Origin of the sequence: Roseobacter sp. SK209-2-6 (assembly GCF_000169455.1) — a bacterium.
Classification (GTDB): domain Bacteria; phylum Pseudomonadota; class Alphaproteobacteria; order Rhodobacterales; family Rhodobacteraceae; genus Pseudophaeobacter.
Genome location: NZ_AAYC01000001.1, coordinates 260608 through 286651, shown reverse-complemented (window position 1 = coordinate 286651; position 26044 = coordinate 260608). Strand labels below are relative to the sequence as shown.

Annotated in this window: 32 protein-coding genes; 1 reads left to right on the top strand and 31 read right to left on the bottom strand. The window is 55.5% G+C overall.

Going from position 1 to position 26044, the window contains the following annotated elements; translation table 11 throughout:
* Positions 1 to 15 precede the first annotated feature (15 nt).
* From RSK20926_RS01495 to RSK20926_RS01395, 21 genes are all read right to left on the bottom strand, one after another.
* Positions 16 to 627, bottom strand: coding sequence for a hypothetical protein (locus RSK20926_RS01495; RefSeq protein WP_008203960.1), 612 nt, complete (start codon positions 625 to 627; stop codon positions 16 to 18).
* A 9-nt stretch (positions 628 to 636) separates the two neighbouring features.
* Entirely contained in the window at positions 637 to 1368 is a 732-nt protein-coding gene (locus RSK20926_RS01490) for a hypothetical protein (protein WP_008203959.1), read from the bottom strand.
* Between the two features lie 26 nt (positions 1369 to 1394).
* Positions 1395 to 5084, bottom strand: coding sequence for a host specificity factor TipJ family phage tail protein (locus RSK20926_RS01485; protein ID WP_008203957.1), 3690 nt, complete (start codon positions 5082 to 5084; stop codon positions 1395 to 1397).
* Positions 5074 to 5454, bottom strand: coding sequence for an NlpC/P60 family protein (locus RSK20926_RS01480; protein ID WP_008203956.1), 381 nt, complete (start codon positions 5452 to 5454; stop codon positions 5074 to 5076). Before RSK20926_RS01480 ends, RSK20926_RS01485 begins: the two co-directional genes overlap by 11 nt.
* Positions 5455 to 5928 carry a DUF1833 family protein gene (locus tag RSK20926_RS01475; protein WP_083805704.1) on the bottom strand — a complete coding sequence of 158 codons (474 nt, stop codon included), beginning with the start codon at positions 5926 to 5928 and terminating at the stop codon, positions 5455 to 5457.
* 349 nt (positions 5929 to 6277) lie between these two features.
* A complete protein-coding gene (locus RSK20926_RS01465) occupies positions 6278 to 8833 on the bottom strand; it encodes a hypothetical protein (protein ID WP_008203952.1) in 2556 nt (851 codons plus the stop codon).
* A 2-nt stretch (positions 8834 to 8835) separates the two neighbouring features.
* On the bottom strand, positions 8836 to 8994 hold the full coding sequence (locus tag RSK20926_RS22735) for a hypothetical protein (RefSeq protein WP_008203951.1): 159 nt from the start codon (positions 8992 to 8994) through the stop codon (positions 8836 to 8838).
* A complete protein-coding gene (locus tag RSK20926_RS01460) occupies positions 8994 to 9374 on the bottom strand; it encodes a gene transfer agent family protein (protein ID WP_008203949.1) in 381 nt (126 codons plus the stop codon). Before RSK20926_RS01460 ends, RSK20926_RS22735 begins: the two co-directional genes overlap by 1 nt.
* Positions 9371 to 9814 (bottom strand): phage tail tube protein, encoded by a 444-nt coding sequence (locus RSK20926_RS01455; protein ID WP_008203948.1) that lies wholly within the window; start codon positions 9812 to 9814, stop codon positions 9371 to 9373. The genes RSK20926_RS01460 and RSK20926_RS01455 overlap by 4 nt, the downstream gene beginning before the upstream one ends.
* The gene (locus RSK20926_RS01450) at positions 9807 to 9998 is read right to left on the bottom strand and encodes a hypothetical protein (protein ID WP_008203947.1); all 192 of its coding nucleotides are present in this window, start codon (positions 9996 to 9998) and stop codon (positions 9807 to 9809) included. The genes RSK20926_RS01455 and RSK20926_RS01450 overlap by 8 nt, the downstream gene beginning before the upstream one ends.
* A 1-nt stretch (position 9999) precedes the next feature.
* Entirely contained in the window at positions 10000 to 10470 is a 471-nt protein-coding gene (locus tag RSK20926_RS01445) for an HK97 gp10 family phage protein (protein WP_008203946.1), read from the bottom strand.
* Between the two features lie 2 nt (positions 10471 to 10472).
* The gene (locus RSK20926_RS01440) at positions 10473 to 10883 is read right to left on the bottom strand and encodes a DUF3168 domain-containing protein (RefSeq protein WP_008203945.1); all 411 of its coding nucleotides are present in this window, start codon (positions 10881 to 10883) and stop codon (positions 10473 to 10475) included.
* Positions 10880 to 11245, bottom strand: coding sequence for a phage head completion protein (locus tag RSK20926_RS23435; protein ID WP_008203944.1), 366 nt, complete (start codon positions 11243 to 11245; stop codon positions 10880 to 10882). Before RSK20926_RS23435 ends, RSK20926_RS01440 begins: the two co-directional genes overlap by 4 nt.
* Positions 11245 to 11823: a head-tail connector protein gene (locus RSK20926_RS01430; protein ID WP_008203943.1), complete on the bottom strand. Its 579-nt coding sequence runs from the start codon at positions 11821 to 11823 to the stop codon at positions 11245 to 11247. Before RSK20926_RS01430 ends, RSK20926_RS23435 begins: the two co-directional genes overlap by 1 nt.
* Before the next feature lie 45 nt (positions 11824 to 11868).
* On the bottom strand, positions 11869 to 12327 hold the full coding sequence (locus RSK20926_RS01425; protein WP_008203942.1) for a hypothetical protein: 459 nt from the start codon (positions 12325 to 12327) through the stop codon (positions 11869 to 11871).
* Between the two features lie 67 nt (positions 12328 to 12394).
* Complete coding sequence (locus tag RSK20926_RS01420) at positions 12395 to 13663, bottom strand: phage major capsid protein (RefSeq protein WP_037253480.1); 1269 nt, start codon at positions 13661 to 13663, stop codon at positions 12395 to 12397.
* Between the two features lie 98 nt (positions 13664 to 13761).
* Entirely contained in the window at positions 13762 to 14679 is a 918-nt protein-coding gene (locus tag RSK20926_RS01415; RefSeq protein ID WP_008203940.1) for a S49 family peptidase, read from the bottom strand.
* Positions 14669 to 15970, bottom strand: a complete 1302-nt coding sequence (locus tag RSK20926_RS01410) for a phage portal protein (protein WP_008203939.1) — start codon at positions 15968 to 15970, stop codon at positions 14669 to 14671. The genes RSK20926_RS01415 and RSK20926_RS01410 overlap by 11 nt, the downstream gene beginning before the upstream one ends.
* Before the next feature lie 10 nt (positions 15971 to 15980).
* Positions 15981 to 17762: a terminase large subunit gene (locus tag RSK20926_RS01405; protein WP_008203938.1), complete on the bottom strand. Its 1782-nt coding sequence runs from the start codon at positions 17760 to 17762 to the stop codon at positions 15981 to 15983.
* A complete protein-coding gene (locus tag RSK20926_RS01400) occupies positions 17746 to 18144 on the bottom strand; it encodes a P27 family phage terminase small subunit (protein WP_008203937.1) in 399 nt (132 codons plus the stop codon). The genes RSK20926_RS01405 and RSK20926_RS01400 overlap by 17 nt, the downstream gene beginning before the upstream one ends.
* Before the next feature lie 125 nt (positions 18145 to 18269).
* Positions 18270 to 18656, bottom strand: coding sequence for an HNH endonuclease (locus RSK20926_RS01395; RefSeq protein WP_008203936.1), 387 nt, complete (start codon positions 18654 to 18656; stop codon positions 18270 to 18272).
* Positions 18657 to 19164: 508 nt separating this feature from the next.
* Here RSK20926_RS01395 and RSK20926_RS01390 point away from each other — a divergent pair.
* The gene (locus RSK20926_RS01390) at positions 19165 to 20055 is read left to right on the top strand and encodes a TIR domain-containing protein (protein ID WP_157133008.1); all 891 of its coding nucleotides are present in this window, start codon (positions 19165 to 19167) and stop codon (positions 20053 to 20055) included.
* Positions 20056 to 20118: 63 nt separating this feature from the next.
* On the opposite strand, the gene RSK20926_RS01385 is transcribed toward RSK20926_RS01390, so the two are convergent.
* The 10 genes from RSK20926_RS01385 to RSK20926_RS01345 form a co-directional block, all read right to left on the bottom strand.
* Positions 20119 to 21048: a hypothetical protein gene (locus RSK20926_RS01385; RefSeq protein ID WP_008203934.1), complete on the bottom strand. Its 930-nt coding sequence runs from the start codon at positions 21046 to 21048 to the stop codon at positions 20119 to 20121.
* A 12-nt stretch (positions 21049 to 21060) separates the two neighbouring features.
* Positions 21061 to 22041, bottom strand: coding sequence for a DGQHR domain-containing protein (locus RSK20926_RS01380; protein ID WP_008203933.1), 981 nt, complete (start codon positions 22039 to 22041; stop codon positions 21061 to 21063).
* 451 nt (positions 22042 to 22492) lie between these two features.
* Positions 22493 to 23107, bottom strand: a complete 615-nt coding sequence (locus RSK20926_RS01375) for a transcription termination/antitermination NusG family protein (RefSeq protein ID WP_008203932.1) — start codon at positions 23105 to 23107, stop codon at positions 22493 to 22495.
* Positions 23104 to 23268, bottom strand: coding sequence for a hypothetical protein (locus tag RSK20926_RS22730; protein ID WP_008203931.1), 165 nt, complete (start codon positions 23266 to 23268; stop codon positions 23104 to 23106). The genes RSK20926_RS01375 and RSK20926_RS22730 overlap by 4 nt, the downstream gene beginning before the upstream one ends.
* Positions 23269 to 23288: 20 nt before the next feature.
* Positions 23289 to 23879, bottom strand: a complete 591-nt coding sequence (locus RSK20926_RS01370; RefSeq protein WP_008203930.1) for a hypothetical protein — start codon at positions 23877 to 23879, stop codon at positions 23289 to 23291.
* 3 nt (positions 23880 to 23882) lie between these two features.
* The gene (locus RSK20926_RS01365) at positions 23883 to 24299 is read right to left on the bottom strand and encodes a DUF1064 domain-containing protein (protein WP_008203929.1); all 417 of its coding nucleotides are present in this window, start codon (positions 24297 to 24299) and stop codon (positions 23883 to 23885) included.
* A gap of 3 nt (positions 24300 to 24302) precedes the next feature.
* Positions 24303 to 24569, bottom strand: coding sequence for a DUF2312 domain-containing protein (locus tag RSK20926_RS01360; RefSeq protein WP_008203928.1), 267 nt, complete (start codon positions 24567 to 24569; stop codon positions 24303 to 24305).
* Positions 24566 to 24850, bottom strand: coding sequence for a hypothetical protein (locus tag RSK20926_RS01355; RefSeq protein WP_008203927.1), 285 nt, complete (start codon positions 24848 to 24850; stop codon positions 24566 to 24568). The genes RSK20926_RS01360 and RSK20926_RS01355 overlap by 4 nt, the downstream gene beginning before the upstream one ends.
* Entirely contained in the window at positions 24847 to 25722 is an 876-nt protein-coding gene (locus RSK20926_RS01350) for a helix-turn-helix domain-containing protein (protein WP_008203926.1), read from the bottom strand. Before RSK20926_RS01350 ends, RSK20926_RS01355 begins: the two co-directional genes overlap by 4 nt.
* Positions 25719 to 26036, bottom strand: coding sequence for a hypothetical protein (locus RSK20926_RS01345; RefSeq protein ID WP_008203925.1), 318 nt, complete (start codon positions 26034 to 26036; stop codon positions 25719 to 25721). The genes RSK20926_RS01350 and RSK20926_RS01345 overlap by 4 nt, the downstream gene beginning before the upstream one ends.
* Between the last annotated feature and the right edge of the window lie 8 nt (positions 26037 to 26044).

The following is a 26044-nucleotide window of genomic DNA, read 5'->3' as shown; positions in this document are numbered from 1 at the left end:
GGAAGAGAGGTGCCGCTAGTAGAGCGCGGCGAGTTCAGCCACGCCAGGTGGCACGGCTGGCCAATTGGCGTCATCTGAAAGGTCTGCATCGGCCTCAACAAGGCCAGGCCACGCCGCTTGCATGGCGCGGATCCAGTCGTGACCTGCTTCAAAGGTCAGCTTTTCAGTTGGACTGAGCTTATTGAGCTGGTCAGCAGCCAGAAGATTGGTCTGGGTCACCAGGTCAGCCACCGCAACAATTCGGCGCGCGCACTCTGCTTTCCCCTTTGCCTGAGCCAAGGCGCCCAGCTCTTCTGGTGCCGCGATGTATTGGCTAATCGCACCATTCGCCCAGACAAAGCGGTCCTCATAGCCGCCACCTATGGAGGCCAGATAGGCGTCATAAAGCGCCGCCCCGTCCGTCACCTCAACGATGCGGAATCCAGAAGGCGCGAACCGGCTCAAGTCATTTGTTGCGGAAACAACGTCACCCCCGGCAGAAACCAGGAACCAATGCGCGGGGGTTTCGATAGCGCGCGCGATTTCATAGAAATCCTCTTCTGCCTGGTTACGACAGAAGATGATCCCGTGTGGGTTCTCGCCCTCAGGCGAATAGGCTTCAAACAGCCCAAGATCTTTAAACTGCATTGGTATCTCCTATTGCGCTGTGACGGTAACCCACGCGCCATCGATGAATTTTTGAAGGGGGCGGTAAGCGATACCGGTAACCCGCTCATCTCCGGCTTCCACACCGATACGAACACCGCTCACATAGCTCCCAGCCGCCGCACGGAACCAGGATTGATCCGCCACAGCTCCGCCAAAAAGGGAAGTCACCTCTGCACCTTGCCGGGTATCCTGCAAATAGCGCGCATCATTGTAGCCGCGATTAGGAAGGTCGCCTGGGCCGGTGATGGTTGGGCCATCCGCATCCGGAGCCTCGATTACCCCCGACCCACGAAAGCGGATCTTGGCCGTTCCTGAATTCGCACCAGGTTCAGCTTCATAAGCAAATAGCAGTTCATTGTCGTGGTTGTAGACCATCCAAGTCTTGCTGCCGCCATCAAAGGTCAAGCGCGCAGAGCTGCCATCTCCTGCACCGATTTCCCCCAATAACAATCCGACATGATCATTCATGCCCAGCAATGAGAGCCCAACCTTGGCTGTCAGAACATCTAGAAGCTTTTGATCACTCACCCCGTTGTAAAAGCGAACAACCGGCACGCTACCGGATGTATCTACCCAGACCAAATTCGTCGGCGCATAGTAAGGCCGATCATCTCCAGAATGACCGCTTAGCACAGCCGTACGAAAGGCGTTCAGCAAATCCGCCAGTTCAATTCCCGATAGCTGTGATGGGTCAATCTGCCCAAAGTCAAACTGGGCCATAGCTTCTCCTTTGTTGATTAAGGGGGTTACAAAACATGTCCGTAACCTTTGGCGATCCAGTCAAATGAGCAGGCAACCCCCTGCCCTGACTGGTCTGTAAATCTCTGATGAAATCCTTCGGCGCTCACATTGCTACGCAACTCCACCGCGTCAGAAGGTAAACCCTGACCCGTCACGGCAATTGCAGGCCTTTCTTTGAAGGCAGGGGAAAACGGGACATAGACCCCCTCTGGCGGGCAGACCAAATCAGCCCCTCCATCTGTGCGATCTGGCATATCCACCGTGACCTCCAGCCGGTCGAGGCGCACCGCCACCGTTGAGGATTTACTTTCCAGGATCACTCTGAAGCGAAAGGCGCGCGCTAGATAATCGCCAATCCCCAAGGGCATCCAATTGGACCAATTGACAGCCTCTAAATGTGGATCATCGCGCGTCGTCGAAACTTGCAGCCGGACTTCCCAAGCTGAACTATCAACACCCGAAAGCGCCTCGACATCAGAAAGGTGCCTCCAAGAATCCAGGGTGTTATTCAGCAGGACCCCGCCAGCAACAATCTTACTGGAAATTCGAGAGGTATAGACAGCAGTCAGATCAACGATCTCATAGAAGTTGTAGACACCCGAAGGCACCACCCCAGCGAACCCAAGCAAGGTATCTACAGCCGAAAGTGAGGGCCATTCAGAAATGCTGGAAGAACTTCCAAGCCAAAGCGTTCCCCCAACTCGACCAATTCCAGCGCTTTTGGCTCCGGCAAAATGGGCGTGTTCAATCACCCTTTCAACGACATTCGTTCCAAGAATCTCGGCGCCCTCCACCAAAACAGCAGAGGCCGCTGTACTGGGAGTTCCAAAGAGAGAGACCGCCTTAATCAAATAGCGGCCATTTCTCGCGGAAACAGCCAATCGATTGCCTTGAATGGCATCATCCACCAGGATCGATTGCGCCCAGCCACCAACCGCATCGGCTTCGAGAAACCGTAACTCATAGTGCGAAACCATGCTTTCGCCTGGTGCCCATTTTAACAGCAACTGATTGCCAGAAAGATCGGCCTGAAACCCCGCAACAGGCTCCGGCGTTTGCGCCTTCAGTGACCAGGTGACCACATCCATGGCAGGCCGCGAAACGCCGAAGGCGTTGCGTGCAAAAACCTCAAACCGGTATGTTCCAGGCTCCAAAAGTGTGAAGCTTCCAGATGTGGCGGCAGTTTCTGTCAGCTTGATCCGACCACCTCTTGGGGTGATCATGTAAACAACGTAATCAATGACGCTATGCGCGGACCCCGGTTGCCATTCCAGATAAGCGGAAAAGCCAAGTTCGCGCCCGCCTGCCTCGCTAATTGTTTCAAAGTAGTTCAGACGAGCGGTTCTGATTTCAGGGGGCGGAGGGGCAAGACTGCTATTCGGCCTCACCGTGGTGATAATCGGATCATAAGGCGGGATTTCGCCCTCATCAGCAGTGAGAACGGCTGGGGCCGCAGGAACGCCTGTGAGGGTCGCGGTGAGGTCTTCACCATGCTTGATGGATGTAATCAGCACCTCCAAGCTTTCCTGCGTCATCAGCTCAATGGAAAGCAGATCTCCAATATGGATCCCGGCTGGGCTCACCGCCTCCTGAGCGGTCCAGATGTAGGTATAATCTACAGGAGGGGCCGCGCGAAAGATCCGCTCATCACCATTTCTGAGACGGATGCAAACCCGATAATCGCCCGGCTCTGGTGTCAGGATCTCATCCAGCTTGAAGCCGGACAAATCGCCATTCTGCAGGATAATCTCTGTAATCCGGCCCGCGCCGACCCCAACCTTTGGCACATCATGAACCAGGCGCGCCTTGTCACCCATGTTGACCCGCAGATGCTCAAAATCGACCTGCCAGGAAAAGCTCTCTGGCCGCAAAATCGCCTGTGCCAGGTGGTAACGCCCCAAGCGCCAGGCATTGCCGCCGTCGGTGTCATCTTTCGACAGAACCACGCCGGTCAGTTCCAGGGTTTCAAACTCAGTTGCTGTGTTCACGTCATAGCCATCGGCATAGACCGTGATTTCATCCTGCTGCCATTCAAGCCGCTCTGAAAGACAGCGCACCCGAAAGCCATGGATCTCCTTTGGAAAGGTGATCTGACCCTTGAAGCCCCAGGAATTGCGCGGGTTGAATTGCGCAATCACTGGTCCCGCTGCACCATCGCGAATAATGGAGTATTTAAGATCCCGCAGGAACCGGCGTGCCCGGCCCGTGGCGCAGATCAAATCCAGCACCTCTGCCACAGTAGTGGCCTGATCAATCACCGCATCACAGGTCCAATGCGGTTCCTGGTCTGCCCAGTCCTTCAGATCATCAAGCTGCAGGCGCTCTGCGGTGAGCGGCTTGGAGAGCATGGGCCCCATCAATGCCCTGGCATAGATCCAGGCGGGATGACGCACGGGCTGTGGCTGAGACCATGCACCCCCATCCCAGACCGGTGCCATCTGCATGGCCACAGCGTTCAGGGTTTCGAGCTGGCCGTTCAATTGGTCGCTTGCTTTGATCCGTACCGCAACTTCGGCAATATCCGCATGGCTGGGCAGTGAGCCGGAACGCACCGAGCGGATAGCCGTCAGAAACCCGCTATCGCGCACCGTGGTTTCATCGCTTTCGGCAGTTAGGCGCGTGACCTCAATTTCATATTCGCCCTCAGTCGGCAGCGCGATTGTCTTTGTGAAGCGCAGATTGGCGGTAGAGGCACCGGTGAAGGTTTCGGTTCCTGCATCAGTCCAGGCTTGAGCCCCCACAGCCCTGAAACGATAGCGGATATCGGCGGAATGCTCTTGTTTGTTGTTATTGCCATCAAAGCGCACCAGCCCTTGAAAGGTGACATCCACAGAGACAGAGGTTGTGCGGTCTCTGGTGGCGCGCAGGATAGCGTTGTCCTGCGCCAGAGCGACCGAATAGCTATCTTCTGCCACATCATCAGGATAGAGCGTCAGAGGGGCGTCACCGCTGCGCCAAGCCCGCACCAGGGGGGCGAGTTCCGGCATATGGGCGAGGGTTTCGGCCTGATCCACATTGAGGAATTCCAGCTCGACGCCCTCAAACTCTGTGATGGGGGTCGTGCCGATCCGCAGGCTCTCCAGCGCGACAGGCCCATAGCCAAAGGTAAAGCGCCCCCGAAAGTGAATATTCTCCCCCTCGCCCTCGGTGTAGCCACGCGCGGTCTTGGGCGGGTAGATCAGGTGACGCCCCAAGACAGTTGGATAGATCCCGTATGGCGTCTCTGCGTTGCTGGATCCCGTGATCGAGAAATTCGGGTCATCTTCCCGCGCCGCCGCCGGAGTGCTTGGCGGGGGCACCAGCGCATTGATCAGAAGAGAGCCAACAATGGTCACCGCCGCATAGGCCAGGGAATAGGCCAGAGTGCCCGCCGTGAACAACGCCCCTGCAGCAGTCGCGGCCACGGATGGAAGCACCGCCGAAAGCAAGAGGGCCGCTGCAGGGCCATGAACGCGCGGAGTGATCAACACATGGGTTCCCGCGCGGGGGCGCACCCTGCCCCATTGATCCATTGGAACCACAGAAGCACTCACACCATGGCTGATCACAACCTGGACTGTTCCCATGTAGCGAGGATCAATCTCAGCTTCGCGCACGATATCCGCAATGGTTGCGCCTTCCTGGCGCAGGGCGTTCTTACACTCCCCACGCATTGGATGCAGATAGGCTGTTGTTTCAAACTGATCAGCCTGCATAGGCATATATTCCTTCAAGCCGGGTTCCCCAGTTGCTGGAGGTGAAGTCTTCAATCATGCTCTGGCCTGCCTCACCCGAGGCATGCAGCATGTGGCGATAATCCAGGGCGTAGCCCACATGCAGGGCGAACCCCTTGACCCTAAACAGCACCGCTGCCCCCTCTTCTGCCCTTTCGATCCGTTTCCATTTGGGCCGAACCTGATCAGCCAGGTTCATGCGCGCAGCCGCGGTCATGCTGCAGAGCGGGTCAAACAGATCCCGCCCGTGCCGCACGCGCTGCAGGGCCAGGAAAAGACCCAGGCAGTCATAGCCATCCGGCCCCCTGCCAAGCTCTTGGTAGGGGATGCCAATCCAATCATCTGACCACATCTAGAAAAGCGCCGGTGTATTGGCCGGGTTCATGACCCGCTGCCCAAAGGATTGTTCAAGAATGGGCTCAACACCCATCGTGCCGCGAACCGCGCGCGCGTCATATTCTGCAGCGCGCATTTCCACCTCCATTGGGCCGAGTTGGATCACATCCGGATCTGAGGCCATAATCCAAACTAGGTGCGCCTGGACTGTCCCGCGCACCTGGCGCAATGCCTCGACCATGCGGCGATCCGTATTGTCAGCCACCCAGTTTATGACCGGCACCCCTTCGGCCTCCTCATCCGGCAGGCCAACATCAAAAGCCAGCGGCCTAAACTCATCGCCATTGTGCTGGATGGGCTGGGTGTTCGGTACAAACCTCAGCTCATCTTCCCAGCCAACCTGCGTCAAGGTGATAAGCGGTAGAATGACCTCATCGGTCTGTTGCGCATGCATCGCCTGCAACATCTGCGGGGTTAGGGTGGATCTCATGGCAGGCGCTCCAATTCCAAATGCACCTGCATGCTGCGCCCCGCCTTGTTGGCTCTGTATGGCCTCACAAATTGAAAGGAACACTGCTCCCTGGTAATTGGGTGGAGCGCTGTGAAAGGAATTGAACCGCCCTTCACGTCATTCTCAAACCAGGCCTGAAACTCTGCGTATTGCGCGTTGGTCATGCGAGGCAATGTGAAACGAATACTGATAGGCACAGCTGTATAGCGCCGCCGAGATTTGACAGGGCCGGAATCTGTCTGAGTACGCAGAACTGCATCTTCTGGTTCTTCCCAAAAGCTATCGCCAACCGGGCAAAACTCAACTGCAGTGGTCCAATCAACCATCCTCAGCGCCCCCTTGCCGGTGGTTTGATCCCATAAGTAGATTTCATCATCTGCTTCCCCTTTGGGCCAGCCACGGCATTCAGCGCCACTCTTTCAAGGTGGATTTCCAGAGTGCGGCCATCTTGAGACTGTTGAACCTGGTGTTGGCCCTCGGGGGCATTGTGAATCACCACTGAGAGATTTGCGCGCTCACCTGCACCCACTGCACGGGAGCCGAGCGCCCGCATTTTGTAGTCCTTGGGAAGCACCGGTTCACCAACTTCCAGAATGGCCGGCACCTCACCAGGACGCAGCCCAGCGATGCCCCCTTGATGATAGCGAGGCGCCCCAGCCCAAGTGGAAGGCGCGAAAGAGCGCCCATGGCTATAGCCATCCTTTCCAGCTATCCCACCTGAATGCAGGATGCCCGGAATGATGGCACCACCAAACAACCCGCCACCTCCAGAGCCAGCGCCACCACCGAACAAGCCACCACTAGAGAGGCCATATTTTCCCTTTAGTGGCCCCTCACCAAAAAGAGCCGCCTCAAGTGCCGCCCGGGCAAACTTCTTGGCGATACTGTCCAGCACATCTCCGAGGTTCTCGCCTTCTATTGCAGCATCAAGGATCCCATTCTTCAGATCGCTGTTGACGCCATCGAAAAAGCGCGCCTGCTCTGCAGCAGCTTCATATTTGGCCGCAAGCTCCCCGACCTTCTGCGCCTGCTGGTCAATTGTCTCGGCAACAGTCTTGCCTGTTTTCGCGGAAACCTGGTCAAGATCGATGCCGCGCGCCTTGGCTTCATCCAGGCGCTGATATTTGAAGGTAAGCGCTGCGATTTCCGCACGGGATTTGCCCAGCAATTCTATCTTGCGCTGCAGAGCTTGCACTTCCTCAGCCGCGCGCGCCCCAAGATCAAAATCTTCGGAAGAGCTGGACTTGCCACCTCCACCCTTCTTCCGTTTCGGCGGTTTTGGCAGGCGAGACGGATCAAATGGGGAGACGGTTCCATAGTTGCTGGAAAAGTCACTCATATGGGCCGCAATGCCCGCCAAGCGTGCGTCTCTCTCGTTGTAGCGAGGATCACGCGGATCCAGGACCACATTGCGGCCAACGCCAGCCCCCGACAATCGCCGTGCAAGATCCAGACTGATCCCTAACTGCTCTGCCAATGCCGCCGCCGCAGTCACCGCGCTATTGATGCCGCCCGACAGATCCAGGCCACCAAGCTCAGAAGCTATATTGCGCCCCTCACTCAGGGCTTGCGCCATGCGACGGGCTTGGTCTTCTGCCTGGGCCAGTTGATCGCGCACCCCCTGGTCAATCGTGTCACCCATTGCCGCCAGCGTCTGGCGCATTTCTGACAACACGCTGGCCATCACCGCAAAATCACCGGCATCCCGCGCGGCCTGCAGACGTGCCTCCAGTTCTCGATATGAGGAAAGGACCTCAGGCGGAATCGTAAGATCTTTTGCTAGACTGCCAATATCCTCATAGCGGCCCTCAATGGCTGCCAGCTCCTCCAGCATTTCCTGGCGTTGTTCCTGCAGCGCTGCAGTCACTAGCCCGCCACCGAGTTCCGAAGTGGCAATTTGCGCCTCAAGATCTTGGATCTGCTGCCGGATCAAATCGGCGTTTTCCTTGGCTCGATCTGTACCGCTTTCAATCAAGGCCGAACCTACCGCGCTGAAGATCTTGTCAATCTCAGCCTGGTATTCCTCACCAAGCGTCTTATCGAGCAACTGCCCGATCTCGACCTTAGCCGCGCGCACCTCGATATCTGCCAGAGCTTCCGAAAGGCTGATGACCTTCTGTGTCACCGCGCCGTAGATCTCTCCCAGATCCTCGACGCCTCCAGCGCTCGCCAGTTGCATTGCAGCTTGCGCCCGGCCAATGGCCGATTCCGCCTCCTGCAACGCATCTGCGAAGGTTTCAACCTTCTTTCCGGCCTTCTCAGCCTCTTCCCCGGTTGTCATCAGGAATGCAGCCATTGGAAAGCCGATAGCAGCCACGGTTCCCAAAAGCCCCGCGAGGATGCCAACCGGTCCCGCGAGCATTGTGAAGCCCCCAAGAACCTGGGGGAGCTGTTGCCCCATGATGCGCATCGGGTTGGTGCCCATCTCCCACTGCACTGCCATATCCGCTAGCTGGTTGGTCGTATTCCCAATGATGAAGCGCCCTTGGCGCGAGACATTGAGGAAGGACTTCTGCGTTTCACCGGCGGTGGCTGCGGCGGCTGACACTTCAGAATAGCGCATCTTCGCAATGGACAATTGCCGGTTTGCCTGATCCTGAGTGATCGCCCCGGATTGAACAGCCAGGGAAAGCTGCTCTTGCACCCGCTCAAGCTGGCGACTGTTGCGCACAACGGGATCCAGTTTTTGGGCGATCCGGTCATAGGCACGGGCTTGATTTTCCGCAAAGCGCTCAAACATGCGCGCCTCTTTGGGGTTTGCCTCCGCAAATTTCTTTTTCACCTGATCTGCGGTGAGGTTGGAGGTGCGCAGCACCTCCTTCATTGCCCTGTTGAATTGCCCCTGGTTCGCAACTACCGGGATTTCGAGGCCATCAGCTTCCATGTTTAGAACCCTTCAATCCCCATGCGCGCCAGATCTTCTTCATTCAGATCCCCGCTAGGTTTTGCGCTCTCACGAATGCCATGGACCTGCTTATAGGCGTCCCAGGCGGCGACAAACGGCCAGAGCTGTTGTTGATCTACTTCGCGGGGGGAAAGTCCCATTACGCCGCCCCATCCGTAGAGGGCTCCGAAATTCCATCTTCCAGACTTTCCCCCTTTGGCTTTTCCGGCGGCGCGTCCGGATTGCCAAACAGGCCGGAAGAAAGAACCGTCGATGCGGTCAGGGCGAGGGTGAACCAGTTCACATGACTGCCAGAAGTTACGCGGGTGACGGCGGCGCTGGCCTCATCCTCCGACGCCCCACCCCCAATCAAGCCCAGACGCAGGGTGCTGGTAATGTCATCAACGCGCCAGGATCCGGCATTGAGCCGGGAAAGAACTTCCCCCGGCCCACTGTTGGTCTCATCCTGGAGCGCGCGCAGCTCTCCAATCTGAAACCCAAAGGCATGGGAGCCACCCAGCCAGGTGATGCGCCCGCTCACGCTTTAGCACTCCGCGCCGGGGTGCCGACAAATTCGATTTCTAGCTGGGCACTTACAGACTTACCTTTTGTCCGCTGGTTGCTGAGGCTTGTCAGCAGCGCCGGGCCGCTTTCATATTCGGTATCACCCACGGCTGCATTGAGATTTCCAACGCGCACATTCTTTGCCTGGCCAGAATAAAACCAGTCAGTGAGGGTTCCGTGGGATTGCTGCGCCCAGACACCCGTGGTCGAGACTTTAACGTCAACGGAGCGCACCTCTTTGGAAACAGAGAACGGCTTGCTCTCATCATCGCAATCGGGGATCTCATCGGTATCTAACTGCGCAGACCGGCTGATGGTCACATCCTTCAAGCCGCAGATGCGGGCAAAGGTGCCCTGGACATTGGTTTCCACCTCCAAAACCATCTCTTCATATTTTTCAGTTTCTGCTTCAGCCATCTTGGCTCTCCTTCTTCTGCCCCTTTCGGGCGGGTTTCACAGGCTCCGCAACTCCAGCGGAAATTGCCGCATCGATAAATTCCTGCGGATATGTCTGGGGCTCAGGTCCGGGCTTGGCTGACCAGCCCGCATTGCGGGTGCGCGAGCTGTAGTTGAACGGCTCATTGAAAATCGCTTGCGCCATTTCACACTCCTTTCAGTTCCTTTTTGATTTCGCGCCGCATCCGGGCGACGATGGCCCTGCGCTTCTGGCGGTAAGCCGGGAAGAAGTAAGGATGCGGTTTTGCGCCTGGGTGAGGCCTGCCCTGCCCTGCAGCCAAGGCCACTTGACCGGCCACCGTGCCGCCCCCTTTCGCTACGCTGTGCGGGTCAGTGCCAAACTCAACCCAACGCGCAACAGCCGGAATAGACAGGCCTAGACCCGCATAGATCGTGATCTGCTTTTCTGAACTTTCGACGGTATCGACCGACAAAGCACCCTCTGGGGCCAGGCCCCAGGTCCAGCCGATACTAGCGCGAAGGTCACCCTCCTTGACCGGCACGAGGGATTTCATCAGCTGAACAAGATCTTCAGCAGCATCTTCCATCGCGCGTTCAATGCCGCGCGACACCGCAGAAACGGCGCGGGCCAATCGGGCTTCAAGGGCGGGCTGCATGGCTACCGATGATCTTCCGCAGTCACAGTAATCTGCAAAACGCCTTTCACACCTTGGCCTGCAGGCAGCTCCACCGTCCTACTCAGCTCAACTTGGCAGAAGCAGAATGCATAGGGCGAGGGCAAGACGAGGTTTGGGTTGTTCAGGACATCATAGGCAAGATCGACCATACGCTTTGCTTCTGCGCTGCTGCTCCCATTTGTAGGCCAGCAATCAATTTGCAGGGTCTCTGATCGGCTTTTGATCCCATCTGAATTTGCTTCAACAAAAGAGCTTGGGCCTAGCGTCACATAGGGCCGCGAAAAAGCAGATGGAGCGTTCTCAGCAATCTCACCATCGGTAAAGTTTGAAAGCTCCACAGATTCCTGGAGCGCTTGAAGAATGGCCTTCTGGATTTCAATCGAAAGGCTCATGTTTTAGCCTCACTCTCCACCGCAAGGCAAACCCACCGGCGGTCAGATATGGGGTCAACTTCAATGATATTGAATTGAGCCCCTGGAAACTCACCATCTTGCGCGCCACGGCGCAGATCCCGCATACGCCAATTTGTCTCAATTAGTTTAGCCATCGCGCTTTGATGAATCCGGATCTTATAGGCCGCTTTCCCCTGAAGCCTTGAGGCATTCAAAACCTCACCACCTGAGGAGTAGATTGGCTCTGCGCGACAAGTGAACCTTTGAGCCCACCCAGAGCCAAACCCACCAGCGCCATCGGGCACCTCTGCGGGCGCATCAAAAGAGACATGCAGTTTCAATCCGCCAAGGCTTCCCCTCATCAAAACCACTCCCGATAGGGGCTCAAAAGCGCTTCAGCACCAGGGTGCATCCCCTTTTGTTTCTGCTTATGCGCTTCATCCCCGCGGTTGATGAACATATCCGCCACCATCAAGCGAATAGCTTGCAAGATGTCAGGCGGAAGCTCTGCAGCTTCATCAGCACAGCCAGCCACATAGGTGACCTTCACGCTTTCTGGGGCCTGGATTGTAGCAGGCCAAGAACCTCCAAACGCAGGGCGAAGATAGCCGGGGGAGATTGCCAGGAAGGCTTGAAAATCTGCCTCCGGAACCTCAACCCAGTTTCCCACGGGGGATAGGTATTCAACCTTTTCCACAGACGAAGCTGGGCCTTTGGGGAGTTCAATACGACTGCCGCCAAAGCAATCGTAGATGGCCAGCACGCGCTGGCGTCGCAGCACCTTGCGAAGGTAGTTTTCTGCCTGCGCGCGCGCAGCTGCAATGTAGCCATCTACCAAGGAGTCAAGGTCCGCCTCATCAGGGCCTAAACCCAAATGAGATCGCAACTCCGCTGCGGACAAGATCTCATCTTCCAAAAAGGCGAGGTGCTGAACAGGCATAAGCGCTCCCTGGGCGCCTGGAAAAAATCCAGACGCTCTCTGAGTTTAGAGGGTTACCAATTCCGAAACGCTGGGCGGATTGAGCTTGGAAGCCGGTCCTTGTCGGGGGTGGCTACCCAAAACGACTGCGGAAAGATCCGAGTTTGCGCCTCCGACAGTCACCGTGAGGCGGACAAATACAAAATCGTTCTTGATATCCAGGTCTTCTCCCCAGAATTCAATGATGGCCTGTTTGTTGTCGTCACCATCAGCCTTGGTAAGCTGGGTGATGGCAGCGCCCTCAAGGTCTTTCACCTCTGCGCCAGCGTCATCCTTGGCCTGCTCGATCTTTGCATCGATCGTAGCAGCGGCGCCAAGTGCCCCAACACAAATCAGGGCCTGAATGGCCTGAAAATCTGCCATGCTAAGCCAGCCGGTGGAATGATCTCCCACCGCGGTTGCATCAGGCTCGATCACAGCCAAGAGCGCCACAGAGGCGGAAGGAGGTAAGGTTTTTTGTGCCATTGGAAGACTCCAAAATAGATGTATGGAAGGGGTTGGGCGCCCTCCGGCGCCCAAAGGGGGAGGAGCGTTAAGCGCGCTTTTCCAGCATGACGAAATGAGAACGCGTGCTATCCCCATTTGCTGGCTGCACCGCCTTCGACAGATGGGGCTGACCGCCATAACGGAACGTCCAGCGGAAAGCCCGGATATTGTAGTCAAAGAACAGGTGGATGGACGTGGCATGCTTCAAGCCAGAAGCCCGGCGTGCGCCATAGTACCCTTTGGGCGAGATCAGCTGCACATCACCCACCTCACCGAGGGTCTTGGCAAACTCCGAGAAGCGGATGGGCAAGCCGAGAAGGTATCCACCAGGCGCATTTGCCAGGTCTCCTGACGGCATCCAGATAGGCTTGTCACCCACAGTCATAAACATCAGCTCCGGCAGCACATCCTGGTTGATCAACCAAAACGGTTTGTCACCGGGGATCCGCTGCAGGCGCGCATACATCTTAACAATGTTCTTAGGGGTGACGCTTTTTGCCCCCTGCCCATCCTCTTTGGCAATCTTGATCAGCGCCTTGGATTTCATCCAACCCAGGGGCTGACCAGCACCAGTGCCATCAATGATCGCCTGGTTCTTTTTCCAAGCAATGGCACCAGCTGCTTTTTTGCCCAGTCGGTTGTTGAGCCGAGGCGCATCCTCCAGCAACTCTTCTGTCGCGAGGGCAAAAGTGTACAGCTCATGTAGCGGTACATTCCGCTCCTGACCTTCCATTTTCGAGGGGTCCATTTTGGAGCCTTCACCGCGCCAGTGAGCTACGATACCTGCAGAGCTCCAGGGGGTTGATTCATCTGCGCCCAGTTTGACTTCCCGTTTGCCTGTCGGCTCCTCATCGATAAGAGGGCCGAACTCGTCAAAGTCGTTGACCAGTTCCCAGATTTGGTCGCGATATTGCGGTGGAAGCAGGTAACCTTCCCCGTCTACCGTTCCGCCCTGGTGGGTTGTGGCCACAAGGCTGGCCAGTCGGGGGTCTACCGTGCCGCCAGTGCCGATGGCTTGATGCACGGCGGTAGCGAATTCTCCCAGGGCCGCAAAACCGCCAGTCAGCTCAGGATCTTCATCATGCACGCGGTTGTTGCCAGCCGCCACGCCGGTCATTGTCCGACGGCGCTCTGCCAGATCCTCAGCAGTTTTAATCTCGCCTTGGAGACGGGTAATCTCAGCTTCGATAGCCTGATATTGCGTCTCTTCTTCTGCTGTGAAATCTCGGCCACCTGCTTCTGCAGCCTCAACCAAGGCCAGACCCGCGGCCTTTTTCTCTTCAAGTTCTTTACGGAGTTTTTGCAGTTTGCTCATCTTCTGCTCCATTGCGCCGGGCAAAGACACACCTGCGCCGCACGCCCGGCGCGCGCGGTTTAGGTGACCGATTGTTCGGAAAAGAGTTGGTGCGGTTCTCAGCCCGCGAGGTTCAAGCGCGCTCTGGCAACGCTTGGTTTTGGCACGCGACCCTCCGTAGAAAGTCGCTGGATGGTCTCACTAAGTGTCGCCACCCGATCCGCCATCCCAAGTCTGACAGCTTCTTGTGCATGGTAGGCCCTGCCGCCCCCAAAGTGTGCTTCAGCCTCTTCAGGATCTGCGCGCACAACCTCTGAAGCGACACCGCGGAATTCCGCAACATCATGGGTAAAGCGCTCATAGGTGGCATCTACCTGAGCCTGTGTTGCCGCTCTGGCCTCTGGTGCCAGTTTGCCAAATGGCAGGCTTTCAACCTTGCGCGCCCCGGCGGAAATGACAGACCGTTCAATGCCTGCCTTTTCCAGCGCTACAGCGAGGTTGTCATGCATGGTATAGACACCGATTGACCCAACCCGCCCCGAAGGGGTGACAACCAGCTCATCGGCGGCGGATGCAATCCAATAGGCCGCCGACGCAGCCAGGGAATTTGCCACGGCCACAATGGGCCGACCAGAACGCCGCGCCGAATAGATCATCGACGCTGTTTCCTGAACCTGCTCCACCATGCCGCCGGGGCTATCCACTTCAATGACAATGGCCTGTGCATGCGCATCTGATGCGGCTTGCGAGAAGGCTTTCTGGAACATTTCAAGCGAAGCACCTCCAGACATGCGCGCCATCATGCCACCACGGGGCATAATTGTGCCGTGAAGGCGCAGCAGGTGAACCGTCCCGCGCCGCCCTTGAATAGGCTCCATCGCATAGACCGGTTTAGAGCGCGCATCTTCTGCCCAATCTGATGGAAGACCATGAGCGCGCAGGCTCAAAACGCTCACAATCTCAGCGGCTTTTTCCGGGTCGATCAGCCAGACGCCCGAAGCGACCGACTGCAACACCCGCTCGATTTCATGCGGCATCTCTAATCATCTCCAATCCTGAGCGACCGCCATTGGTCGCAGTGCTTTCGCGTAAAAATGCTATGGACTTTTCAACGCTGCCCTGGTTATCGCGCCGATCTGATCCAGAACCGACCGGGACCATGTTCAATGGCTCAATGTACCGATCACCAGCAGCCCCGATGCCATTCTGGTTTTCCAAGCGCAGAACATCATTGACGCTCAGCCAACCCCATTGGCGACCAAGGGCATAGGCCTCATAGCGCGCCTTGATATCGCCACGCAGGAGGCTGCTTACATTGAACTCAAAATAGAATTCCTCATCCTCGATCAGGAACTTATTCACGGAGGCTTCAATCAGCTCCAGCAATGGGCGCAAGGTGCCAGTGACGTAATCCAGTGACTGCTCTTCAATGTTGGAAAAGGTCGCCCGGTCCAAAATGCCAACTTTGTGGGGCTGCATGCGCCAGAGCCTGGTCAGATCAAGCCACAGCTCTTTGCGGGTATCGAGAAACTGCGCCTCCTCGGATGTCAGGCCCAGACGCTTTGGCTCGATTCCGAACTCTACAACCGCCGGTCGCCAGCGGTTTTTCCCACCAAGCCAGCGCGCCATGGCCTTTAACCATCTAGCCTTATCACCCTTATCGCTGAAACTCTGCCCGGCTGGCATTGCCCAGACATAGGATGGCGTCGCGTCATTGGTAAAAAGGGAATTAGCATAACGCTGCAAGGCAATCGCAACTGCTATGGCCTCTCTTCCGTCATCCAGGATCGGTGAAGTGCCCTTGATGCCATCTTCCACAGGTGGCCGCGGAATGTGCCAAACCTCATCCTCCAACAGGATGTGCTGAACCCCAAACTTGTCGGTGAAGCGAAAACGCTTGGTCTCATCCTGGGTTTCATCAACCTCAACCGTTTCAGGATCGATGCGCTTCAGTCCAACAAGCTCGAATTTTTCGTTCCAGATTTTCTTGGCGTAGAAATCCCCTGCACTGCTCAGATCGCTTACGATCATGTAGACAAATTCGACGGTTGTTTGCCGCTTGTTTGGGTTCCTCAGCAGCTTAACAACCGGGTGGTTGTCCGCACGGCGAACCTTTGATGCACTGACCCTTTCGAACACCCCCAGCTGTAGACTGGAAACGGACTCGGCCAACGTGGAAATGCAATCATTCACCACCGGAACCTGGCGCGCCCGCTTAATCGTCACCTCAACGCCGATCTCGGAAGATCCGCGAACCCCGTTGAACCAGAATTCGTCCCGCGGATCCCGCTGTTCTGGCGCCTCTGGTTCGCTTGAAAAGAATTGCATCAGTCCCAAGTCAGCAGACCTCATAGTCATCAGGGATTGAAATCCCGGTGCTGGTGGCTTCCATCTCTCCAGTAGCGGAACCTACCGCCATGGTGATGGTTACCATCCCGTCAATGCGCCCGCGCGAGCGCCGCTTGTTGAACCATTTGTTTTTTTGCGCATCGGTATCGAGAACCGAATTCGAAGCGCAAATAGTGGTCAGCCGGTTGTCATCGATCAGCACATTCCCTTTGAGGATATGATCCTCAAGGTGACGCACTGAGACCGGCATGCAGAGCATCTTGTCCTCAAAAACGACCTTGCCACCCTGAGCGTGCCTTACGATTTTCAGGCCATTTCCTTCTGGCTCTTCCGGTCCCTCATAGAGCCAAACCTGGAAGCTGATATCATCACAGGCGCGGATAAAGTCTTGAATAAAGGCCGAGTCCACCACCAGCTGAACAACCTCATGCTTGGCGCAAAGCTGCTTCACCTGTTCGGCCACAAAACTATAGTCGATGGTGGCGCTTTCAGTGATTGTAAGTTGGCCCGCCGCCTCAATCTCTCGATAGTTTATGTGGTCTGCAGTTTCCCGCTCCTCCAGCTCATAACTGCGAGTGTAGTACCAGGTCTTCACCGCCAGCCGGTCACCTTCCCAACACCCTGAGAGCGCCGTCAGGTCGTTTTTCTGGGACAGATCCAGCGAGAGGTGCAACCGCCTACCCGCCATTTCGTCTTCATCCACTGAGCCCAGGCTTTTGGTCCAGGCCGCTTGCGAAATCCAGAAACCTGCGGTGCCAACCGGGATCCCAAAATAGAGACGCTTGGTGGTCAGCTGGGTTGAGAGCATCAAGCGTGAGGTCTCAACCTCTTTGCGAACATTCTCCAGCGGGAAGGTGACACCCAGGGCTGGCAAGGCCTTTACCCAGCAAGCCTCATCATTCATGGGATCGTCGGTTTCATCCACCCGCGCGATGTAGGCAAAGGCGGAATCGTCGGTGAATTCTCCTTTCAGGACCTTCTGGAAAAAGGTGCTGTATTCAGTGCCCACTTGCTGATCCACAGAAGGCGTATTGGTGCCCAGGATCATCATTGGATCACCTGGACGTTTAGCGATGGCGGCGCGCCAGATTGAAATGGCCTTGTTGGTCTTCATTTCGTGGATTTCGTCACCAAAAACCGCTACGGGTTTTGGTCCAGAAATCGCATCGCTGTTTGCAACTGGCTCAAACCTTGAGCTCGACTTTGGGTGGCTGATCCGCCAGGCGTTGTCACCACGTCCACTGATATTCACACGGCGGGTGCTCTCCAGTGAGTCCTCCCCCCAGCCGGGAACCGGCGCCCGGCACATTGCGACTGCATCTCGAAACATGACATTCGCCGTGTCGCGGTCCTCACCGATGCAATAGGCCTCGGCCCGTTGTTTTTTCCGGCCAAGGATCTCATAGAGACCGACCCCAGCCATAAACGGTGACTTTGCCTGCCCCTTGCCTGTTTCCAGCCAAATGAACCGATAACGTCGAAGACCGTTTTTGTCGCGCCAACCATAGATCGACCCAGCAACGAACAAGTGCCAGGGCAGCAAGTCAAAGGGCTGACCCTCTTTCTCTCCTTCAGTAATTGTAAGGCAGCTTGGGAAGAAGCGAATGGCCCGATTGGCCTCTTCCAGATCCCAAGACAACCCGCGAGCGTGCCCGCCCTTCAAATCGTCCAGATGGCGTTTCGCCGCCAATCTGACAAACTCTCCGGCTACAATTTTCCCCTCGATGACATCCCGCGCATATTGCGTTGTTGGGTCAGTCGAGGAACTCATTTGCGGGCTTTCCTCCACCCGAGCCGCCAGGAGCTGCTGTGGCGTTTGCGGCTTTTGGCGCAATCAAAAGGGCATCCTCGAACTTCTGCATTTGCACGTTCAAGTCCTTGACCGCCCCCCACTTCATATTCCAGACATCGCCGCCATTCTTGCCCTTGTTGACTGGGCCATCTTTGGCGGCTTCAGGGTAGATGCGCTCATATTCGGCGCAGGCTCTTGCATAGCGATCCGCGATCCGGGCGCGCCTCGTGTCCAGCAAATCGCAGGCAACCAGGTGCCCGATGACATCATGCCAAACCATCTTCGCGACTTCCGCCATTTCGGGGTGCGCTCCGAAGATCTTGGAATAGTTCGGCTGCCTTGGTTTCTTGCCGTTTGACATGCTTGACCCCCACCCCCCTTTTTGCGTGATCTCTGTGCGAACGAATGGGGAGTACGGGTAGAGCCGCAAATCCTCTCCCAGGGATTGACACCCCCCCTCCCCCTTTGGGGCTGAGGGCGGGCGGCCTAGCTGTTCCAGGGGTGGGACGGATCTAGCGGGAAGCCCTGCGCGTCATAGCCGCCAGGGTGCCAAGACATCTTGGCCGCCTTGATTGCTTCCTCATCGCGCCCGTGCTTAGCCTCGATACTCTGGCAGGGACCGTCATGGCAGCCCTTGCAAACGCTCCGGTTGTTCTCTGCTTCAAAGAAAAGATCAGGGCGCAGGTGAGCTGGGATCAGGTGATCCACAACAGCTGAAGCCTTCGGCTTCCGGCCAGTGACCAGAGCCCTGCCACACATCTTGCAGGCCCAAAGATCACGCTTAAGGATAGTGAGCCGGAACTGTTTCCATCGCTCCGACCGACGCCAAACTTCAATCAAACCACTATTTGGGAATTGCTTACGCAGTTGCATCGGCTGCACCTTTCGAAAGGTTGGGGCCGGGCTGAAAAGGGCTTATCTACGTTTCCATACGCTACTCACCACAACCAACAGGTAACAAGTACGAGGTTTCTTATCAAGCCGCGAAAGCTAAAGCTCAATAGCGAGCACTGTCAGCTCCACCACCAACGTCTCTACTTCCCTAGTACAGAGGGAAAGCTTGCCATCTTCTTTCGAGCCAGATACCAAAATTGAATACATCCGACTTCAACGCAAACCAAAGCGTCATCTAATTCTATCCAGCAATTTGAGGGTTTCAGTGTCAACGGAATTGTTAAATCTGAGCAACGAGTTATCGACCGTAGCCGATAACTTTCAAATCCAACACAAAACTGCCCTGAAAGCTGTGATTGACTCAGCCACGCAAGTCCAAAAATCTTGGAGTGGGTCCAACATAGGACACCACGCTTATGTATATTATGAAGGACTAATCCCACGACCGCCTGGTGCGCAGTTTAGCGCTGAATGGGGATTAGAGGACATGAGTTATATAGGTATGGGGTCTATTGGAGCCTGGATCGAATATTCTCCAGAAATTGTCAAAGAAGCTATATATTCATCGGCGGGCAACCCCGAATTAAGCCAAGCTGAATCTGACAGTGAGAAATTAGCCCTAGATGTGGCTGACGCTCGGGACAAAGTCCTCTCCATATTATCAGTTGCGCTTAGCGCCCAGAAAGATTCATTTCTGGAAAAAATGTTGGGGGAAGCGGAAGCGACTAGAGTCCTCAGAGAGGGCGAGATGGCAAAGGCAATGCTGTCCAACAGGCAAATGGTGACGCGTGATATGAACGCGCTAACAGCGGGCCTTCACATAGCGCCACATCAAGAGGTCATCGCCAAAGCCGCCTCTCTTCAATGTCCCGCTGACGCCGCGAAGAGCTTGGCAGCCATTGCAAGGAAGGCAGGGTCACACATGAGTCGCAAAGAGAAGCAAGAGAGGCGCTCCGAGCGCGTTGGCACCAACGTATTTATTGGTCACGGACGCTCCTCTCTTTGGCGAGAGCTGAAAGATTTTGTGGTAGGTCGTCTAAATCTTCCATACGAAGAGTTTAATCGTGTGCCAGTCGCAGGCGTCACCAATATTTCCCGCCTTTCGGAAATGCTAGACGGTGCTGGGTGTGCATTTATCGTCCTAACTTCCGAAGATGAACAAGCCGATGGTTCAATGCATGCCCGTATGAACGTCATTCATGAAGTAGGGCTATTCCAAGGACGGCTTGGGTTTACAAAGGCTATCGTAGTCCTCGAAGAAGGCTGTGAAGAGTTTTCAAACATTCAAGGCCTCGGGCAAATTCGGTTTCCAAAAGGTAACGTATCAGCGGTGTTCGAAGATGTTCGGGCTGTGCTAGAGCGAGAGGAGATGGTATAGAATTAGCACTAACTTCATAACCTACCCAACACTAGTCGATACGCACCAATAGTGCATTCTCCATCAAGCATACATGTTTCGGACGTGCTTGTAATCTCTGTGAAGATGGGTGCTGGCAGAAGCACCTTGTCCCGCTGAGAAATCGATAAGGCTAAGCGTCAATTGAACGAACTCAAGAGATGCGTTGACAAATTTGATCAGTTCATTCGATCCCGCAAGGCGCTGATATCGACCTTCCAGAACGGATTTCGCAATTTCTTCTGCCGTAACCGGCGGAGGAAATGCCTTTGATCCATAAGGATACCACGTTTGCTCGGCAAAGCGATATTGAACCTGATTTCTAACGAAGGAAAGATAATTCCCATTCTCAAACCTGCCGCTGCACGACATGGTATCTCTAATATCGCTGAGTATTTGTACAGTTGTGTCTCGAGATGCCTTCGGCGCAGCGATAGTTGCCGCCGCTTCGCGCAGTTCATCCAGAACAGCATACAACGTAGCCCAAGTGTCTTCGTGCGAGTTCTTTAGCTTTTTGAATTCTAATTTCTGCTGATCAGCAGAAATTTTGATTGTGTAAAATCCCTTGCCTGGAAGCGGCAGATTAAATGCGCTTGCGGCCTCTTTGAGTTTAGCTAGCTCAGCGCCATCAATGTTTGTACATGTGCGGCCGAACAAGCGAAGGAAAGCGTGCGCACTGTAAAATGCAGCGTAGTACGATCTGATGACAAACCATGCCGCGCTCTTTGGTGCCTTGGGTTCGGTGCATAGACCAGCAATGGTTTCACATGCAGCCCGGCTAAATTTGCTACAATCACCGGAAAGTGCGGAGACAAGCTCGTCGCACACATAGGGGCGAAGTTGAAACACTCCGTCTACTGAGCTTGGAGTATACCGCTGTGATGCAACAAACGCTTTGAAATCGTTCGTAGTCGCTCGATGTGCACAAAGCAGATCAAGCCTAACTTGCCTGAGCAATGCCACTGGTGCTTCCATAGCGAGCGACCTTCACAAATGGAAATCAGAATCTAAGCACTCTTCAAGATGCTTGACCAAAGGCTTGTATGCGTTCTTGCTTTCCTTGATCTTTGCTGGTCGAAACTTGTCAGACACCGGACTAAGAACTTCTGAAAAATGATCATAGGTGTAGATCGATCCGAACCTGTCCTTCGTCCGCCTAGCTACGGCCGGGAAGAACCCGCTGGTCGCCTTGAACACGGTAGGTTGAAAAAATTCAAACCCAACGCCCTTAGGTTCAAAAACTGAGTCGTATGTGGCCTGATAATAGGCTTTGAAGATGTCATAGACTTCATCGTCTGACATGGACCGAAATAGCTTTACCAATGGACCGACGGCAGAGTTAAAAACAGTTCTAGTGATCTTTCCTGCAACTTTTTTGGATGGTGATAACTTTCCATACAAAACAGTCTCCGGGTCATCTTTGAACCTGTCAAAAATGATCCGCATCGTTGCCTCAGCGTCATTTTCATACTCAGCCATCTTCTTGATATCTAACAGCAATTCAGATGGAACGCCCTTCTGTTTGGAGTTGATGTCAATAAACAACCGTGACTCTTCTCGTTTGTTCAGGTTGTCGTAAATCACCACTGGTACGCGAAGCGTCTTTTTTGCAAGGGCAAAGCCAAAGACCCTGTGTTGCCCATCGAGTATCAAGAATGCCTGAGGAATATCTTTGAACGAAATACTTTTACGTTTTGAATCATAGATAAGTTCAGCGTCGTCCTGCGACGACAGGACGATCGAGCTGGGTACTGTTCCTAATCCGTTGTCGATGTAGTCGGCGATATCTTGGGCACGTTTTCGATCCAATACACGCTGAAAGCCGTCTATGTTGTTTTCCTCGCGACTGATCGCGACACAGGTTCTTGCAAGAACCTCACTGGGAATGGTTGTAGTATAGAACTTATGCTCGCCCTGCGTGACAAGGCTCACAGTGCCAAAACTGATTCTATCCGGCTCTTTGTTCATTTGGTTTCCTTGAGGCAATCTCTTTATCTAGGGTAGTGTACAGGCGGCGGGATCGCCATTCAGGAGTTCATGATGAAAGTAGCGCGCTAAAAAGCTTTTGGCGCATACGCCCTTGTATGTTCATTTTCTAGCGCAGGCCAACGTCCACTTCTGGCTGTTAGTAAGCTCTGATAGAGAGCTTTTCGTCTCCGCAATAGGAGCAGCGCTGTTTTGCTCTAAAGAAACTTGGGGATCCTGCTAGTTCCCGCGTTTTGTGGTTTGCATGCTGGCGCACTGACAGATCAAGTTTTTGGGTGATGCAGTCATCACAAATGCAATTTGGTGAGACGGTTTTCACAAGATCTCTTACGTTGTCGAGTACAGACATAGGATTCCCTTCCTGGTAGAATAAACTGTACACATTCAAGCGGCCGCCTCAAGGTCCACTCAGGGCTGTGAGCTGCAGAAGTAGCTATTCTTGTATTCTCTCCAACTGCTCCATGGATATCTGCGCTTCCCGCTCCCCCAGCAAGGGCACAAGGATCTTGGCAATCCCTCCGTTCACCTCGGTCACATCCACGACCCAATCACACATTGGGCCATCATCCAGAATGCGCGCTTTGTCACCGGGCCTGACCAGCTTGACGGATTGCGCTTCGGCATAGATCTTCTGAACGATCTTCGGCAGTTTCTTCATGGCGCGCATCTGCTCTTCCGGCACGGGCAGTGGGCGCCCATTGTAGCCAACCACTCCCAGCACCTTGCCGTTTGAGCGGCGCTGTAGCAGATCCCAGGCTATCCGACGCTCTACACAGGCAAAGACATAGCCTGGTGCGATCTTCTGCCGATACTGGACCTTGCGCCGATGCCCGCGGGCCTGGTTGCGCCACGCTTTGTTAGTTGGCAGCCAAGCCTCAAGAACGCCTTCCTGCTGCCCCAGCCACATCTCCACCTCGAACTCTTTCATGGGCTGCACCTTCAGAACGAACCAGAGGGCAACCTTACTCCCATCCCGGCCTTGGAACTCTTCACCCATCAGCCTGCGGCGCTCTTCTGTCTCAACTTTCTGGCCAATAGAATAATTCATGCCTGATCCCAGTATTTTTTTTCGAAGTGTTTTTTGCGGAAGTAGCCAATGAGCCTGTCACGACAACGGCGCGCCCTGAGATACTCGACCATCCAGATTCCCTTCCGGTTCGCTATCTGTTTGGCATCCGCATAGGTCAGCGCCATATCGGGGCAGATCATTCCTTTGAACCTGCAGAACCTCATGCGGCCTCACTCAACTGCGGGACAAAGACCGGGTTAGAGGTCACACGAGCCTGCCGCTGATCAAACAAATACCAGCACACATCATCCTTGCCCGGCGTGGTCGTGCCCTCGATCCAGATTAGCCGGCCAACCGATACGATCATGTGGCAGTGCTGCAAAAGATCCGGCGCGGTGCGCACGCCGTGTTTCTTTGCAATCATCTTCTGCTCTGTATGCGCCCAGCTGGCATCGAACAGCAGCCACGTCGGCAAGATGCGGGAAAAGTGGTCAATCATCGCATGCATGAGAGGGCGCGACCAAACGGGGTTAGTGATGATCGCTTCTGCCCCAGTTGCCATCACATCCGCCGCAGTTACCGTCATCGCATCACAGCGAAACACCCGCTCATCACGCGGCGCAATATCAGAGGCAACCACACATTCATGCCCCGCGGCCTCAAGGCCTGCAGCAAGGTCATACTGGCCGCCACAGGGCTCCCAGAACCTCACCCCTTTGGGCAGGTGTCGCAACAGCGGGGGCAAGGCCTTCGGATCAAAGGTATCGTAGGTATCCTTATCCCGGCGCTTGAAATTGGAACGCTTGCCCATAGGCTACCCCTTGGCCTTGGTGATGAGGATCTCCATCCCCTGGGCGGCAAGGATCGCTTTCTTGAGCTTGAACACATCCGTTTCATGCCCTTTTCGATCTTCGATCACGGTGATGCCCAGCGCGTTATCGACGTAGACGAAATCAGCCTTCCAGGTGCGTTCCTGGTTGCCACTGTCAGTCATGATTGGCCCGTCGCGCCCCTGCAGCACGATCTTCACCTGACGGCGCAAACCGCAGATCTCGCCAGCCTGCTGCAGCAGCTTCAGCTCTTCCCAACGCTCCGCTTCTGTCTTGCTGTCATGGGTGATGCCGTCTGCCGTGGTGGTGCGCTGGGCGCCACGGACCCTGCGTTTGTCACCGCCCTGCCCTTTCGCCAGATGTGCATCACGATATTGCTCTGCGGTCATGCGTTCTGTCATCGTTCACATGCCCAGCGCTTCTTTGTACATCTCCAGCACCGCGTCTTCTTCGGCGATGTCGTCTTTGTCCCGCTTGCGAAGCGCAATCAGCTTTCGAATGACCTTGATGTCATAGCCACGACCCTTGGCCTCTGCCATGACCTCCTTTTGCTGTTCCGCAAGGTCCTTCTTCTCTGCATCCAGGCGTTCAAAGCGCTCGATGAACTGGCGCAACTCTCCCGCGGTGACGCGGTAGTTCTCGCTTTTCTCTTCTTCGGTCAGATCGGTCATCTGCGTTTCCTTTGCTTCCTGGCCAACTGTTGCGCTGCGAATTTGAGGGCACGCGCGATGTCACCAGCTACCGCGTCCCCTCCTGCCTCTAAGCGCAGCTGCTGTACGCGGGCGCCTTCGATCTCATCCAGGCTGTTGAACCGGCGGCTAACGGGCGTCACAGTCATTCCGACCTTGCGGGGCGCCCTCACGATGCAATCCCCAAGATCCGGGTCCACGGTCACGACCGCTTTGCCAAAGGCGATGCCATGGGTCTCTGGGTTCAGGTGGGGTGAGGTCATAGGTTTATCCCCGCATCCCGACATTGCTCAGCCGTCACCAGCCCGGCGGTGATGCACTCCCCCGCCGCATGGGCAGAGATGCTGCGAGTGAGGAAAGATTTGCCTGCGATGATGTCAGCGGCCCGGCGGCGCAGGATCTCAGCTTGATCCACTTTTGCTGCGCGCTTCGGCACGAATTGCTCCCAGAACCCATCAGCAAAGAAGTTCTGGCTGTACTTGATCCGGGATGGGTCGTGCCCCGCAGTTCGCTTGGCATAGGCACGGGTCGCACCTAGCACATCAGCTGGCACAGCGCCGCCATCGATCACGGCTTTCACCGCCTCTTCGGTTTGCGACCAGCTGTCTTGCCGTGGGCACAGACGCCAAACCTCATCAAAGAAAGGTCCAAAATCCAAATCTAGTGGTTGTGTGTGGCCGGTGTCAGCCGGGCACATGGTTCCTTTATGGTTCAAAGGATGGTTTGGGTGCATCTCCTGCACGGGTGGGGGTGCATCTCCTGCACCCGTCAGGTGCATCTCCTGCACGGGTGCATTTCCTGCACCCGCTATATGTTGTGGTAGGGGTGCATTTCCTGCACGGGTCTGCGGAAGGCTGGAAACGGCATCAACATTGATCCGGTATTCGATGGTGAAGCCATTCTTGCACTTGCGCTGACCGACTTCAGAGAGGATCCCAGCGGCCACCAGCTCTGCGATATTGGTCTGTACCGTGCGCTTGCTCTTCATCTCCAGATCAGCGGCCATGTTGCCTTTGCTGACCCAAATCCCAGAGCCGTCATCGCTGGCGGCATCCGCCATATAGAGCAGGATCGCCTTCTTGGTTGGTGAGCCCGCAACCCTACGCTTGATCAGCGAATACATCTCGATGCTCATGCTCTCACCTCCTGCCCTTCTGGGCGACGGCTCGCGTGGTGCCCTACCAGCTCGCCACGCAGTGCTTCTCTATTGATGCGGTCATCCAAGTAGGCAGAGCGCACCTCTTCAGGATCAAACCCCGCCAGCCAGCAAATCCACCGGAAGTCCTTTCGGCCCTCCTGGAACCACCTCTTTGCGCGGTCGCGTGTCTCGGCATAGCGCGCAACGGTGGAGGGAGAAGTTGCGTCCAATAGCGCTTGGAACAGAACGCTCTGAAACAACAGTTTTTCCGGGGAGGCTGATGAACAGGGAGATGGGGCCGCGGAACTCATCGCCACCC